This is a genomic window from Bartonella sp. TT67HLJMS (assembly GCF_042193375.1).
Taxonomy (GTDB): Bacteria; Pseudomonadota; Alphaproteobacteria; order Rhizobiales; family Rhizobiaceae; genus Bartonella; species Bartonella grahamii.
In genome coordinates, this window is the sequence record NZ_JBHILP010000005.1 from 76,506 (window position 1) to 90,622 (window position 14,117).

At 38.0% G+C, this 14,117-nt stretch carries 15 protein-coding genes; 8 read left to right on the forward strand and 7 right to left on the reverse strand.

The annotated features are described in order from the left end of the window. Positions 1-59: 59 nt before the first annotated feature. Genes ACFIJQ_RS04260 through rsmA form a run of 3 tightly spaced genes read left to right on the forward strand, consistent with a single transcriptional unit; the run spans position 60 to position 2,850 of the window. Positions 60-1,016 carry a peptidylprolyl isomerase gene (locus ACFIJQ_RS04260; RefSeq protein ID WP_273788481.1) on the forward strand — a complete coding sequence of 319 codons (957 nt, stop codon included), beginning with the start codon at positions 60-62 and terminating at the stop codon, positions 1,014-1,016. Beyond that, positions 1,016-2,029 (forward strand): 4-hydroxythreonine-4-phosphate dehydrogenase PdxA, encoded by a 1,014-nt coding sequence (gene pdxA / locus ACFIJQ_RS04265; RefSeq protein ID WP_375628692.1) that lies wholly within the window; start codon positions 1,016-1,018, stop codon positions 2,027-2,029. The genes ACFIJQ_RS04260 and pdxA overlap by 1 nt, the downstream gene beginning before the upstream one ends. Continuing rightward, positions 2,020-2,850 carry a 16S rRNA (adenine(1518)-N(6)/adenine(1519)-N(6))-dimethyltransferase RsmA gene (gene rsmA, locus ACFIJQ_RS04270; RefSeq protein WP_375628694.1) on the forward strand — a complete coding sequence of 277 codons (831 nt, stop codon included), beginning with the start codon at positions 2,020-2,022 and terminating at the stop codon, positions 2,848-2,850. The genes pdxA and rsmA overlap by 10 nt, the downstream gene beginning before the upstream one ends. 30 nt (positions 2,851-2,880) lie before the next feature. Here rsmA and gmk read toward each other — a convergent pair whose 3' ends face one another. The 7 genes from gmk to ACFIJQ_RS04305 form a co-directional block, all read right to left on the reverse strand. Next, positions 2,881-3,558, reverse strand: a complete 678-nt coding sequence (gmk, locus tag ACFIJQ_RS04275; protein WP_012754964.1) for a guanylate kinase — start codon at positions 3,556-3,558, stop codon at positions 2,881-2,883. 299 nt (positions 3,559-3,857) lie between these two features. After that, entirely contained in the window at positions 3,858-4,967 is a 1,110-nt protein-coding gene (gene mltG, locus ACFIJQ_RS04280) for an endolytic transglycosylase MltG (protein WP_273788484.1), read from the reverse strand. A gap of 96 nt (positions 4,968-5,063) precedes the next feature. Next, positions 5,064-6,326 (reverse strand): beta-ketoacyl-ACP synthase II, encoded by a 1,263-nt coding sequence (fabF, locus tag ACFIJQ_RS04285; protein WP_375628750.1) that lies wholly within the window; start codon positions 6,324-6,326, stop codon positions 5,064-5,066. Positions 6,327-6,427: 101 nt separating this feature from the next. Further along, positions 6,428-6,664 (reverse strand): acyl carrier protein, encoded by a 237-nt coding sequence (locus ACFIJQ_RS04290; RefSeq protein WP_004860281.1) that lies wholly within the window; start codon positions 6,662-6,664, stop codon positions 6,428-6,430. Positions 6,665-6,925: 261 nt separating this feature from the next. After that, positions 6,926-7,663 carry a 3-oxoacyl-[acyl-carrier-protein] reductase gene (gene fabG / locus ACFIJQ_RS04295; protein WP_375628697.1) on the reverse strand — a complete coding sequence of 246 codons (738 nt, stop codon included), beginning with the start codon at positions 7,661-7,663 and terminating at the stop codon, positions 6,926-6,928. A 19-nt stretch (positions 7,664-7,682) separates the two neighbouring features. Then, positions 7,683-8,627: an ACP S-malonyltransferase gene (gene fabD / locus ACFIJQ_RS04300; RefSeq protein WP_375628698.1), complete on the reverse strand. Its 945-nt coding sequence runs from the start codon at positions 8,625-8,627 to the stop codon at positions 7,683-7,685. Between the two features lie 77 nt (positions 8,628-8,704). Further along, complete coding sequence (locus tag ACFIJQ_RS04305) at positions 8,705-9,292, reverse strand: undecaprenyl-diphosphatase (RefSeq protein ID WP_273788488.1); 588 nt, start codon at positions 9,290-9,292, stop codon at positions 8,705-8,707. A gap of 332 nt (positions 9,293-9,624) precedes the next feature. Here ACFIJQ_RS04305 and rpsF point away from each other — a divergent pair, with 332 nt between their 5' ends. The 5 genes from rpsF (at position 9,625) to ACFIJQ_RS04330 (ending at position 14,117) form a co-directional block, all read left to right on the forward strand. Then, complete coding sequence (gene rpsF / locus ACFIJQ_RS04310; RefSeq protein ID WP_273788489.1) at positions 9,625-10,032, forward strand: 30S ribosomal protein S6; 408 nt, start codon at positions 9,625-9,627, stop codon at positions 10,030-10,032. Continuing rightward, positions 10,032-10,280, forward strand: coding sequence for a 30S ribosomal protein S18 (rpsR, locus tag ACFIJQ_RS04315; RefSeq protein WP_012754957.1), 249 nt, complete (start codon positions 10,032-10,034; stop codon positions 10,278-10,280). Before rpsF ends, rpsR begins: the two co-directional genes overlap by 1 nt. Positions 10,281-10,430: 150 nt before the next feature. Further along, the gene (locus ACFIJQ_RS04320; RefSeq protein WP_273788490.1) at positions 10,431-11,411 is read left to right on the forward strand and encodes a hypothetical protein; all 981 of its coding nucleotides are present in this window, start codon (positions 10,431-10,433) and stop codon (positions 11,409-11,411) included. 25 nt (positions 11,412-11,436) lie between these two features. Beyond that, positions 11,437-12,033 carry a 50S ribosomal protein L9 gene (gene rplI / locus ACFIJQ_RS04325; protein WP_375625876.1) on the forward strand — a complete coding sequence of 199 codons (597 nt, stop codon included), beginning with the start codon at positions 11,437-11,439 and terminating at the stop codon, positions 12,031-12,033. Between the two features lie 593 nt (positions 12,034-12,626). After that, the gene (locus tag ACFIJQ_RS04330) at positions 12,627-14,117 is read left to right on the forward strand and encodes a replicative DNA helicase (RefSeq protein ID WP_273788492.1); all 1,491 of its coding nucleotides are present in this window, start codon (positions 12,627-12,629) and stop codon (positions 14,115-14,117) included.

Below are 14,117 nucleotides of genomic sequence, written 5' to 3' on the forward strand. Positions count from 1 at the left end.
AAAAACGTATATTTTGAGTAACTGATAAGAATTGATAAACAATGCGAAAGCCTATTCACATGAATAAATTGAAAAAGCGTGTTCTTGCTTTATTTTATATTGCGTCTTTGAGCGTAAGTAGCCTGCTAATAAATGAATTTTTGATTCCAACGGTCTTTGCGCAGACTTCTATTGTTGTTACAGTTAATGGCAACCCCATCACAAATTATGATATACAAAGGCGCCTTGCTTTTCTCAGATTACAACAAAAGCAAGGCAATTTGGTGGCACAGGCTAAAAAAGAGCTTATCGATGAAAAGCTAAAAAATATTGAAATAAAACGTCGTAATATTGAAGTAAGCAATGATGAAGTTGATAGAGCTTTTGAGAATTTTGCGACACAAAATAATATGACGATTGATCAGCTCAACCAGATTCTGATCCAAACTGAGATCACTGTGCAACACTTTAAAGATTACATCCGTGGACAAATAGGATGGGGGCGTCTTGTTAGTGCACGCTATCAAGCTGAAACAGGTATGATTAGCGAACAAGAAGCTGTACGCAGGATATTAAAAAATGGTGGTGTGAAACCTTCAACCAATGAATATACATTACAGCGAATTGTTTTTGTCATTCCTGCACATCGTCGTTCAGAAATTTTTGAAAGACGTCAAAGAGAAGCAAGCAATTTTCGCGCACATTTCCGTGGATGTGCCAATGCTCACAATCAAGCAAGAGGTATTTTAGACGTTACTATCCGCCACTTAGGAAAGTTTCTGGAGCCCCAACTTCCCAATGCATGGGAACAAGCTATTCTTGCAACGCCTGCTGGAAAAATGACAAAATTACAAGAAACATCTGATGGAATCGAAGCAATTGCTGTCTGCAAAATAAAAAGAGTTTCTGATGATTATGTCGCTCGACTAATATTTTCTCTTCAAGATAGTAAAAAAAGAAGCCCGCAAAAACTTGAAGAATTAAGCGACAAATATTTAGGAGAACTGCGGCGAGTGGCGCGCATTAAAAATTCATAATGGCTGCTCTTATTGTTAGCGGTGGTGATCCTGCCGGAATTGGTCCTGAAATAGTACTAAAAGCGTGGAGTTTGCGTGTTACGCGCCAAATTCCACCTTTTGTGCTTCTTGCTGATCCAGATGTTATTCGTTCGCGCGCTCGTTTTTTACAGATTGATGTTGAGGTGCAATCTGTTTTAATCAATAATTCCGCAAAAAATTTTCAAAACGCTCTTCCTGTCATACCGTTAAAAAACAAACAAAGTGATCAATTAGGTATACCTTCATCGAATAATGCCGCTGGAATTATTGAAGCAATTCAACGCTGTGTTCAATTGATTCAAAATGGCCATGCATGTGCACTTATCACTTGTCCTATTGCAAAAAAGAATCTTTATGATGCCGGTTTTCAATTTCCAGGTCATACAGAATTTTTAGCCGATTTAGCCCATAAAGCTTTTCATAAATGTTATCATCCAGTTATGATGTTAGCAGGACCTCGATTAAAAACAGTACCAATAACTGTTCATATTCCATTTAAAAATGTTCCTTCACAGCTTACCCGTGATTTAATTATTCAAACGGTACTTATTACTGAATGTGACTTAAAAACACGGTTTAAAATAACGTCACCCCGACTAGCTGTTGCTGGTCTTAATCCTCATGCTGGAGAAGGAGGTGCAATGGGAAAAGAAGATATTGAAGTTATCACTCCTGCTATTGAATATCTTAAAAAGAAAGGACTCAATATTGCAGGACCGCTGCCTGCCGACACAATGTTCCATGAATGCGCAAGAAAGGCATATGACGTTGCCATTTGTATGTATCATGATCAAGCCCTTATCCCTGTTAAAACATTAGACTTTGATAGCACTGTTAATGTCACGTTAGGTCTCCCTTTTATTCGCACGTCTCCAGATCACGGAACTGCTTTTGATATTGCTGATAAAGGGATAGCCTCTCCCGAAAGCTTTATTGCTGCTCTTAAACTTGCAAATCAACTTGCCGAAAATAGTTTAATACCATGCCAATAGATAACCTCCCTCCTCTACGTGAGGTCATTGATATATATGGATTACAAGCACATAAATCTTTGGGGCAAAATTTTCTTTTTGATCTTAATTTAACATCTAAAATTGCTCATCACGCAGGTAATATAGAAGGAAAACCTGTTCTTGAAATTGGTCCTGGTCCTGGAGGTCTCACACGTGCCTTGCTAGCAAAGGGCGCCATTGTAACAGCAATAGAACGCGATGAACGCTGCATACCAGCTCTCTTAGAAATAGAAAAACACTATCCTAAAAAATTAAAAATTATTTGTAATGATGCACTGAAGCAAGACTTCTCAAAACTCTTTGAAACAAGCCCAAAAAAACCTCGCATTATTGCAAATCTTCCCTATAATATTGGGACACAACTCTTATTAAATTGGCTTTTGACTGAACCATGGCCTCCTTTTTATGAATCAATGACATTGATGTTTCAACGTGAAGTTGCCAAACGGATTACAGCTAAACCTCAATCTACTCATTATGGACGTCTTAGTGTCTTAACTGGCTGGCGTACCACTGCTAAAATTGCTTTTGATGTGCCCCCTCAAGCCTTCATACCAATACCTAAAGTAACTTCTTCCGTTGTTCATATTATTCCGCGAATACAACCTCTTGCCTGCTCTGCACAAAAACTAAGCCTCGTCACCAAAACCGCCTTTGGACAAAGACGAAAAATGCTTCGTCAAAATCTCAAAACACTTGGAGGTGAAGTGCTATTAGAAAAAGCTGGAATTGATGGAACACGCCGTGCCGAAACGCTCTCGGTTTCAGAATTTGTAACTTTAGCGCATCTAGTGCTCTAAAAAATTGCACTTTTTGTTATGCAACCTTTTTTAATCAAGACATTTATCGATCTTTTCAGCAATAAGCCCATCAACAAAAGAGTCAAGATAAGAACATCGCTCGCGTTTTACAGTTTCAGCTAAATAAATTGATTTAATAAAAGATAAAGACTGATCTAAATCTTCGTTAATCACAACATAATCATAAGAACGCCAATGCTTTAACTCCGTTCGTGCATTTTCCAATCGTAAATTGATGATATCTTGACTATCTTCTGCTCGACGATGTAAACGCGAAACAAGCTCTTTCATTGAGGGTGGAAGGATAAAAACAGATACAGTGTCTCCTAGCATCTTTTTTTGCAGCTGCTCGGTACCTTGATAATCAATATCAAATAACATATCACGGCCAGTACTCAATGCGTTCTCAACAGTTTCACGTAAAGTGCCATAATAATTCCCGTGAACTTCTGCCCATTCAATAAATTCATCTCTATCACGCTTATATTCAAACTCTTCCTTTGAAATAAAGTGATAATGCAGCCCATCTACTTCACTAGGACGCCTTTTCCTTGTGGTCATACTTACGGAAAGCTCTAATTGTCCATCTTTTAGAAGTAATCGAGAAATTGTTGATTTACCAGCACCTGAAGGTGAAGAGAGAATAAATAAAAAACCGCGGCGTTGATTTATTTTTATAGTACTCAATTTACTTTCGAAGACTGTCATTACATCACTCTACTTTGTTCATAAATGTTTCTCCAAAATTTGAATTATACATTATCTCAACCTTTCCCCTAATCAATGTGTTTTCTTAGCAGTTATCAATGTTATTCTGCTCTTTTTTGAGATAAGTTATTAGCAGTGTATTCACTGCTTTCTTAAATATTTTTATCCATACGCTAATCCCACTTGTGACAGACAAGAAAATGATTTTTTATCATTCTCATAAAAAGTTTAAAGAGAAAAATTTTACTATATTTTGCATTCTCATTTACGATGCAAAAAGATGTATTATCATTATAAATTCAATGTCTTGCCTTTAATTCTCGCCACTTGCGAACATTCACATTATGTTCCTCTAAAGTTCGAGAAAAAACATGCCCTCCTGAACCATCAGCAACAAAATAAAGTGCATCACTGCTTGGTGGATGTGCCACCGCTTTCAAAGAATCTCGACCTGGATTTGCAATAGCTGTTGGAGGCAAACCATTAATTTTATAAGTATTATATGGTGTTTCCTTCTCAAGATCTGAACGATAAATTGCACGACCTGATGGCTTTCCTTTTCCTCCAAAGAGACCATAAATAACTGTTGGATCCGATTGAAGACGCATATGCTTTGTAAGGCGGTTATAAAATACCGCAGCAACCATTGGTCTTTCTGCTGCAATTCCCGTTTCTTTCTCAACAATTGAGGCTAATATAACAAATTCATCAATTGATTTAATAGGTAAATTAGGTGAACGCGTAGCCCATATAGCATGAATTAATTTTGTCTGTCCTTCACGCAATCTGTTTACAATCTCTTTACGCGTTGTCCCCCGAATAAAACGAACAGTATCCGTCATTAAACAGCCCTCTGGAGGCAAAATTTTTGGAAGATCTCCAATCAAAATTTCATTCGCAGCTAATCGATCGAAAACTTGCTGAACCGTTAAACCTTCAGGTACTGTAAATGTATACTCAATAGATTTTCCTTTCACAAGAATATCCATAATATCCTGCATCGAAGAATGAGCCGGAATTAAATATTCACCAGCCTTCAGATGCGTTGTTTTTTGGTGATAACCAACCCCATAAACAAAAATATCTGATGATCGAATGAAACCACGTTTTTCTAGCAATGAAGCAATTTCACGAATTCCTGTGCCAGGATGGATAAGAACAATTTGTTCTTCCTCAATTTTTCCCTTTTCTTCAAAAATACTTTTTCCAATATAAAGAGGAATACTTATGGCGAAAAGAATAACCACAATCAGCATAAGAAAAAAATGACCGAGAATAACCAACGGATTACGGACGATCGATGATTTCTTTCGTTTTTTATGTACTAACATGTCATAACTATCTGCTAAATGATTCGAAGAGGAATCACTTACGTCCTTTAATGATTTTCCTTTTTTCACATCGGACATAACCCCTCAATAGCGATTAAGGACAATATTATAATTTCTCATTCACCTTATAACAAAGTAGAAAACTCAAAAGCAGAAATTCAATAAAAATACTTATTATCCCCTAAAACGTCGCATCACCAACGATGCATTTGTCCCACCAAATCCGAAAGAATTAGAAAGAATCGTATCAATCTTTCGTTCACGCGGTTTGTGTGGTACAAGATCGATTTTCGTTTCAATCGATGGATTGTCAAGATTAAGTGTCGCTGGAGCTATATTATCCCGTATAGCTAGAACAGAAAAAATAGCCTCAGCAGCACCGGCGGCACCAAGTAAATGCCCGATAGATGATTTCGTTGATGACATGGATACTTGTGGTGCATAATTCCCTAAAACACGCTCAACAGCTGCTAGCTCTATGGAATCAGCCATCGTTGATGTACCGTGAGCATTAATATAATCAAGTTCACTCACATTCACTTGTGCACGTTTAAGAGCAGCCATCATACTACGCTGAGCCCCTTCACCACTTTCTGAAGGCGCTGTAATGTGGTAAGCATCACCAGATAAACCATAGCCAATAACCTCAGCATAAATACGCGCTCCTCGTTTTTTGGCGTGTTCCAGCTCTTCTAAAACAACAATTGCTGCTCCTTCCCCCATCACAAAACCATCACGATCAGCATCATAAGGACGAGATGCCCGTTCAGGATCATCATTGCGACAAGTAGAAAGAGCTCTACAAGCTGCAAAACCTGCAAGAGATATCCGATTTATCGGAGACTCGGTCCCCCCTGCCACCATGACATCTGCATCACCAAACATAATCAAACGTGCTGCATCACCAATCGCATGCGCCCCTGTCGAACAAGCCGTTACAACAGAATGATTAGGCCCCCGTAAACCATATTGAATAGACACATAACCAGAAGCAAGATTAATCAAACGACCTGGAATAAAAAAAGGAGAAACACGACGAGGTCCCTTATCACGAAGCGTATAACCAGCTTCAACAATGCCCTCAACTCCCCCAATTCCCGAACCAATTAACACACCTGTACAAATCTGATCTTCATCACTCTTAGGAAACCATTCGGCATCTGCAAGCGCTTGGTTAGCAGCAGCCATTGCATAAACAATAAATGCATCAACTTTACGTTGCTCTTTAGGTTCCATATACAAATCAGCATTATAGGTCCCCTCTGTTCCATCCCCTACGGGGATACGCGCAGCAATCTGGCATGGCAAATCTGACACATCAAACTCAGTGATACGTCGGACACCACTTCTTCCTTCAAGAAGTCGTTTCCAACTATATTCAATATTACCAGCTAATGGAGATACCAATCCTAAACCAGTAACAACAACACGTCTCATAACTTCTAACCCTGAACTAAACTTCACCTCTCAAAGCTCTCTTTTCAAAAGAGCTCCGAAGAATATAGGCAAAAGCAATTTATGCCTTTGCCCTTTAGTAATCATGCAGAAGCTTTATCGATGAACTTGACTGCATCACCAACTGTGAAAATCGTTTCAGCAGCTTCATCTGGAATTTCTACCCCAAACTCTTCTTCAAAAGCCATAACGAGTTCAACCGTATCAAGGCTATCAGCCCCTAGATCATCGATAAAGCTTGCATTTTCTACAACTTTATCAGCATTAACCCCAAGATGTTCCACAATAATTTTCTTAACGCGCTCTACTGTATCACTCATGTTGAAATCCTCGAATTTATATTTTCCTATAATTTGGTTAACTATATCGGCTCATCTAATCAAGCAATAGATGCATTACTTTAAAAGATTTTAGCAATGATTTAAAACATCCTGTGGATATCCCCTACAAAATGAACCAATCTGACATTCCGACATCAATTGATCAACGGTTATGTTAAAGAAATAGATGCATCTTTCTATTTCAATCGTTACTATCTAAAATAATACAACTCATAAATCAATGTGGAATAAAATAAATACTCAAATCATTGCCATTCCACCATTGATATGGAGTGTTTGACCTGTCGTATAGGCTGCTTCATCGCTTGCTAAATAAATAGCAGCAGCGGCTATTTCTTGCCCACTTCCCATACGCTTCATTGGAATCGCAGCCATAATGGCTTCTTTTTGCTTTTCATTAAGCTTGTCTGTCATTGCAGATTTAATAAATCCTGGAGCAATACAATTGACAGTGATGTTTCGCGAAGCAATTTCTTGTGCCAATGCTTTAGAAAAACCTATCAAGCCTGCTTTTGCAGCACAATAATTCGTTTGTCCAGGGTTTCCCACAACACCAACAACAGATGTAATGTTAATAATCCTTCCATAACGGCGGCGCATCATAGAATGTATTAATTCACGCGTCAAAAGAGAAGCAGCTGTTAGGTTAACTTCTAAAACATCATCCCAGTCTTTGTCTTGCATACGCACAAAAAGACCATCCCTAGTGATTCCCGCATTGTTAACCAAAATATCGACACCATCCATTTCTCTTTCTGCAACTTCAGCCAATTGTTTAATCGATTGGCGTTCAGAAAGATTAGCGGGAAATACAAAAACATTCTGCCCTAATTCTGCCGCCACTTCTCTAAGCTTTTCTTCACGTGTTCCATGAAGTCCAACAATGGCTCCTTGTGCATGAAAGCAGCGTGCAACTGCCTCACCAATTCCTCCCGAAGCCCCCGTTACAAGAGCTTTACGTCCTGTTAATCTAAACATTTTTTTAACTCCTTATAGATTAAACGCCAAGCATGCCTAGCGCTGATTCTATTTCATCAACTGTTCCAATTGTTACCCCCTTTATATCTTTGTTAATACGACGCGTTAGACCTGTTAATATTTTTCCAGAACCAACTTCAAAAAGCGTATCAACCCCATTAGCAGCGATCCATTCTATTGTTTCACGCCATCGCACTCTCCCAGTCACTTGTTCAACAAGAAGAGTAGTAATACGCTCTGGATTGCTCTCAGGTGCAACAGAAACATTAGCAATCAAAGGAACAATAGGGGGCATTTTGTTAACAGTCAAAAGTGCTTTCTTCATGGCATCAGCAGCAGGTTGCATTAAAGATGAATGAAAAGGTGCAGAAACTGGAAGAAGAAGTGCACGTTTTGCACCTTTTGTTGATGCAATCTCTACCGCTGTCTCAACTGCTTTTGCTTTACCTGAAATAACAATTTGCCCACCACCATTATCATTAGCAATCTGACATAGTCCTTCTCCAGAAACAGTTTCGCAAATTTCTTCCACAATGTGCTCTTCCAAACCAATCAGTGCTGCCATAGAACCTTCACCAACTGCGACAGCAGCCTGCATAGCATTGCCACGAATACGCAAAAGTCTCGCCGTATCTGTGAGAGTAAATGTACCAGCAGCACAAAGGGCCGAATATTCGCCTAAAGAATGACCAGCAACAAACTTTACCTTTTCTTCTATACGAAGCCCTAATTGTTGCATCACACGAATGACAGCCATGGATACAGCCATTAATGCCGGTTGTGCATTTGCTGTTAACGTTAAAACATCTGCTGGTCCTTCAAAAATGATCTTTGATAATTTCTCACCCAAAGCATCATCAACTTCCTCGAAAACCATCCGTGCGGCAATAAATTGCTCTGTAAGCGCCTTCCCCATACCAACAAGTTGACTTCCCTGCCCTGGAAAAATAAAAGCTGCACCCATTTATCAACTCCTAAAATTGTACAATTAAATTATTCTCTTTTGACCTTATTCATCCGCACAAATCAAGATAAAGCCCTTTATTTAAAACGAATACCACTCTTAAAATTATATTTTAAAGGCGGAATTTGATATAAAAACTTAGGAACGTAGGGAGCTATAAACTGAATAACACCCAAACTTATGAGACTTCCTAAAATTGCACCTGCTAAAATATCAAAGGGATAATGTACACCCACAAAGATGCGCGCCCAACAGATCAAGCACAAAAACACCGTGGCAAATTTAAAAGCAACTTTGTATCGGTAAAAATAAAAGTTAGCTGCATAAGATGCAATGGTCAAGGCATGATTACTAGGAAAAGAAGCTGTTGCACGATGTTGAATAAGCGGTGTCGCTAACCCTACCACGAATGGGCGAGGATGAAAATAAAAAAGAGAAATGAGATAACCTACGAAAAGAGCCGCACAAATACTCATGCAAATGCTTAGTACGACACATCGTTCCCTCTCCCCACCACAAAACCACAACGCACAAAGATGGAGAGGAATAATGTAAATTAAAAACTTTGCACAAAAAATACTAAACAAAACTACAATCGACCAAGCTTGATGATTGCCGACAAACATTTCAAAGAGTGTGACATCAATCTGGTTTAGAAAGTCCATTTTTCTCTCCTTTATGTTACAGTACTATCTTTTTGTAGAAGAGGGAAATATATCAAGATTTAGCAAATAAATTTTTTTATGTGCATAAACTTGCTATTTTAAAAGATAACCTGTAGATATGAAATATTCGTTGCCGGCACTTTAGCTGGAGGTTGAACGGAGGGCTGTAAAATATCAGTAGGAAATACAATGTTTCCGGCCTCCCGTGTCTCCGCTCTCGGATGTCTCGAATCGTAAACGCGTCCTTTCTTCTTTGGATTTCCAAAAAAGACAAGTCGCAGAGGCTTTGCGCTAAAACCGGTAAGATTTAATTGAAGAAAGGCAAAACAACAATGGCTCTTTATGAACATATGTTCCTTGCCCGACAAGACATTACACCGCAGCAAGTTGATGAACTTTTGAGTCTCTACAAAGGTGTCATTGAAGCACATGGTGGGAAAGTTGGGCGTATAGAAAATTGGGGACTTCGTCCTCTTGCTTACCGCATTCGTAAAAACCGTAAGGCTTATTATACCTTGGTCAATATTGATGCACCAGCTTCAGCAATTGCTGAAGTGGAGCGTCAGATGCGCATCAATGAGGATATTTTGCGTTATATGACCATTCGCGTAGAAAAACACGAAAAAGAAAAATCTGCTATGCTCTCACACCTTGATCGCAATAGTCACATTGGACACGATGAAGAGCGTCCTCGTTTTCCACGTCGTCAACGTGAAAATGCTATAGAAGGGGTAGAATGATGACTGACACCAATCAAAACTCTGCACGTCGCCCTTTTCATCGTCGTCGTAAAACATGTCCTTTTTCAGGGACCAATGCTCCCAAAATTGATTATAAAGACATCAAGTTGTTACAACGTTATATTTCCGAGCGTGGGAAAATTGTTCCTTCACGGATTACTGCTGTTAGTCAGAAAAAACAGCGTGAATTAGCTAATGCTATCAAACGTGCTCGCTTTTTAGGCTTACTTCCGTACGTTATAAAGTAAACGCTCAATACGCTATGCAACTGGAGAGTTTCTCCAGTTGCTTTTCTTATATGATTAAAAAAATGGCTTGTTGCATCCTATGTTAAGCTATTACATGTTAAAGTTGGGGTATTGACACGCCCCTAACTGCAGAAAGCAGGACAGCAATAAATGAAAAAAAATCGTACCTATGAGATATTAATCGGTATTTTAGCAGGATTATTTGCTGTTGTAATAGGAATGGCAATCATCAGTGTTGCAAATATCGCGCCCTTTTTTTCTCTTCTTCTTGGCTGCTTTCTTTCATTGCCAATTTTTATTGTTGCGTTCGGTCAAGGAACATTAGCCAGTCTCATCGCCCTCATAAGTGCCACTGTTGTTCTTATCATAACCACTAATACCTATATTGCTCTTGGCTTGATGTTCTTATTTTTCCTTCCTGCTGTCTATGCTTCTTGGCTTCTTGGGCTTGCACGACCAGCGCAAAAAGAAAACGAACTGATATGGTATCCATTATCATCGGTTATTTTTCATTTAACTAATTTTATCGCTCTTATAGCAACTTTCATTGGGCTCTATGTTCAAACCCGTCCTTCCACACCCGTCATTGCAAAAAAAATCACCGAAAACATAGCACAAACTCTGCAACAATCACAGTCAATAAAAGAAGCCGATATACGCGCTTTTAGTGAGCTTTTAATGACGCATCCAGCAACTTTTACTGCTGTTTCTTTGACTCTTTATAGTTTGGTTTTTCTCATTGGTAACCTTTACTTTTCCATGATAGCAGCACAACACATGAAATGGCTGAAAAGACCCCGTGATGATTGGAGCCAAACTCTCCGCCTTCCAATTTCTGGAATTGTTATTTTCATTATTGTTTGCATAGCATCGATGATTGAGTTGAGCGCTTCTCTTAACTTGAGTACCCGTGTCTTTAGTACTGCATACACTGTCATCATATTAATTAGTGGTCTAGCATATCTTCACAATATTACAAAAGGGGTAAACGGTCGGATTATTATACTTTCTCTTGTTTATATTGCTATTTTAACAGTCGTTTTTACTCCACCTATTGTTTTCATGATGCTTTTGATGGGAATTTGGGCTGCTATTCAATATAATTTTCAATCACGCAAAAAACTCCACTAAATTTATTTGTTCGAAAGGAAAAACTATGGATATTATTTTACTTGAGCGCATTCCTCGTCTTGGTCAGATGGGTGATATTGTCTCAGTTAAAGATGGTTATGCGCGTAATTTTCTCTTGCCTCAAGGTAAAGCTTTACGTGCAAATGAAGCCAATAAAAAACATTTTGAGATACAACGTGCACAACTTGAAGCACGTAATCTTGAACGCAAAAGCGAAGCGCAAAAAGTTGCTGAAAAACTTGATGGACAATCATTCATTGTTGTTCGTTCTGCTGGTGAAACAGGACAACTTTATGGTTCTGTGTCAACACGTGATATTGCTGAAATTATAACAGATGAAGGCTTTTCTATTGGGAGAAATCAAGTCGAACTTAACCATCCAATAAAAATGATCGGTCTTCACACAATCACTCTTAGCTTACATCCTGAGGTTCAAATTTCTGTGATTATTAATGTTGCGCGTTCTACCAGTGAAGCACAACGCCAAGCAGAAGGTGAAACTCTCACTTCTGCTAAAGAAATATATAATATTCAAGAAGAATTATTAGAAGAAAATCAGGAAGAATTATTGGTAGAAGAAATTAATGACAACGATATAAACAGTTCTCATCAAGAAGCTTAATTGCTATTTTTGCTTTCTGTTTTATATTTTTTATTCTATTTTAAATATTGCTCATAAAATACTCACATTTTAAAATTGAGTATTTTATGGCTATCATACATAAAGAACCTAATTTTTATGAAAGAATTAGCAATATATTATTTAAAGGCATTACATGCCGATAATGATGATATCACTAAGAGGAAATATCTTTTGTTTCCAGCATATAAAGCAAAAATAATTTAAAGTTCTACCCTTAAAGGTAAGGCTTGTATGAGCAGTAAGTTGATTGTATCCTCACATGATCTGAAATAATTTCAGTTATAAAAGAGTAATTCTACTTACACAGATATTGGAATTTTAAGGTCATGTAACTTCAAAATACTTAAATTTAGAGTACCAAAACTTCCACTTTAAAATTACGTATTATAAAACAAAATAGATAGACGTTACATAAATAATACACAAATGATAAATGAGCAACGAAAAGAGAGTTTTGAAAAATTATATAATTTTAACTTAAAATGAAGGGTTGTAGCTCTATTCTTTTAATTATACGATTTTCAATTTATCGCCTAAAGTAGCTAGACTTGGAATTTTAGTGGAAAAATATTATGGAAGAAACTAACGTTGTTAATGTCAGCTCTTCAAAAAAAGAGGATTCTCCTTCTTTTCGGCAACTTCCGTATAATATTGAAGCTGAACAGGCATTGCTTGGTGCCATCTTTATCAACAATGACTCTCTTGACCGCGTTTCAGATTTTCTAAAACCAGAACATTTTTTTGAACCATTGCATCAAAAAATTTATCATGTTTTATCTCACCTTATTAAAACAGGAAAACGTGTAGATCCAGTTACAATCAAGCCCTATATCCAAATGGAAGAAAAAATTGGAGATATTACTGTATACCAATATGTTGTTCGCTTAGCCACAGAGGCAGTCACTATTATTAACGCTGAAGATTATGGACGCGTCATTTACGATCTTTTTATCCGCCGATCTTTGATTAACCTTGGAACTCAAGTTGTCAATACAGCCTTTGATGCTCCTGTAGAACTCACGCCTACCCAACAAATTGAAGCTGTTGAAAATCAATTATTTGAGCTAGCAGAAAAAGGGAAATATGGAGGTGGATTTGAAAATTTTAATGAGGCTATCAAAAAAGCTATCGATATGGCAAGTGCTGCGAAAAAGCGCTCTTCACAATTATCAGGGATAGCCACCCATATTAAAACACTTGATGAAAAAATGGGAGGATTACAAGCATCTGACTTAATTATCCTTGCGGGACGCCCTGGTATGGGTAAAACCTCACTGGCTACCAATATTGCCTTTAATATTGCTAATGCTTATAATCGCAATGCCAATATTCAAGAAAATGAAGGCGGCATTGTAGGTTTCTTCTCACTTGAAATGTCCTCAGAACAGCTTGCAACACGTATTATTTCTGAACAAACAGAAGTCTCTTCTTCTGATATTCGGCGTGGTAATATTTCAGATGAACAATTTTCAAAAATTATTCGTGCGGTGAACCAACTACAAAAGGCACCACTTTATATTGATCAAACTGGGGGAATATCAATTACGCAATTAGCTGCTCGTGCGCGGCGTCTTAAGCGACAACATGGTTTAGATATCTTGTTTATTGACTATATCCAACTCATGACAAGCAGTTCAAAGCGTTCATCAGAAAATCGTGTTCAAGAGATCACAGAAATTACCACAGGATTAAAAGCATTGGCGAAAGAATTGAACATTCCTATTATCGCTCTCTCTCAACTTTCACGTCAAGTAGAAAATAGAACAGATAAACGTCCACAACTTTCAGATTTACGTGAATCTGGTTCAATTGAGCAAGATGCCGACATTGTTCTGTTCGTCTATCGCGAAGAATATTATCTCAAAAATGAAGAACCAAAGTTAGGTAGCTTGGAACATCAAAAATGGCAAGATGAGATGGATAAAATTATGGGAAAAGCTGATGTTATTATTGCGAAACAGCGCCACGGGCCGACAGGAATCGTGCCACTTGCCTTTCAATCTGATTTCACACGATTCAGTGATCTGGCCGATAGCAATTATCTTCCAGAGCAAATTGGTTAA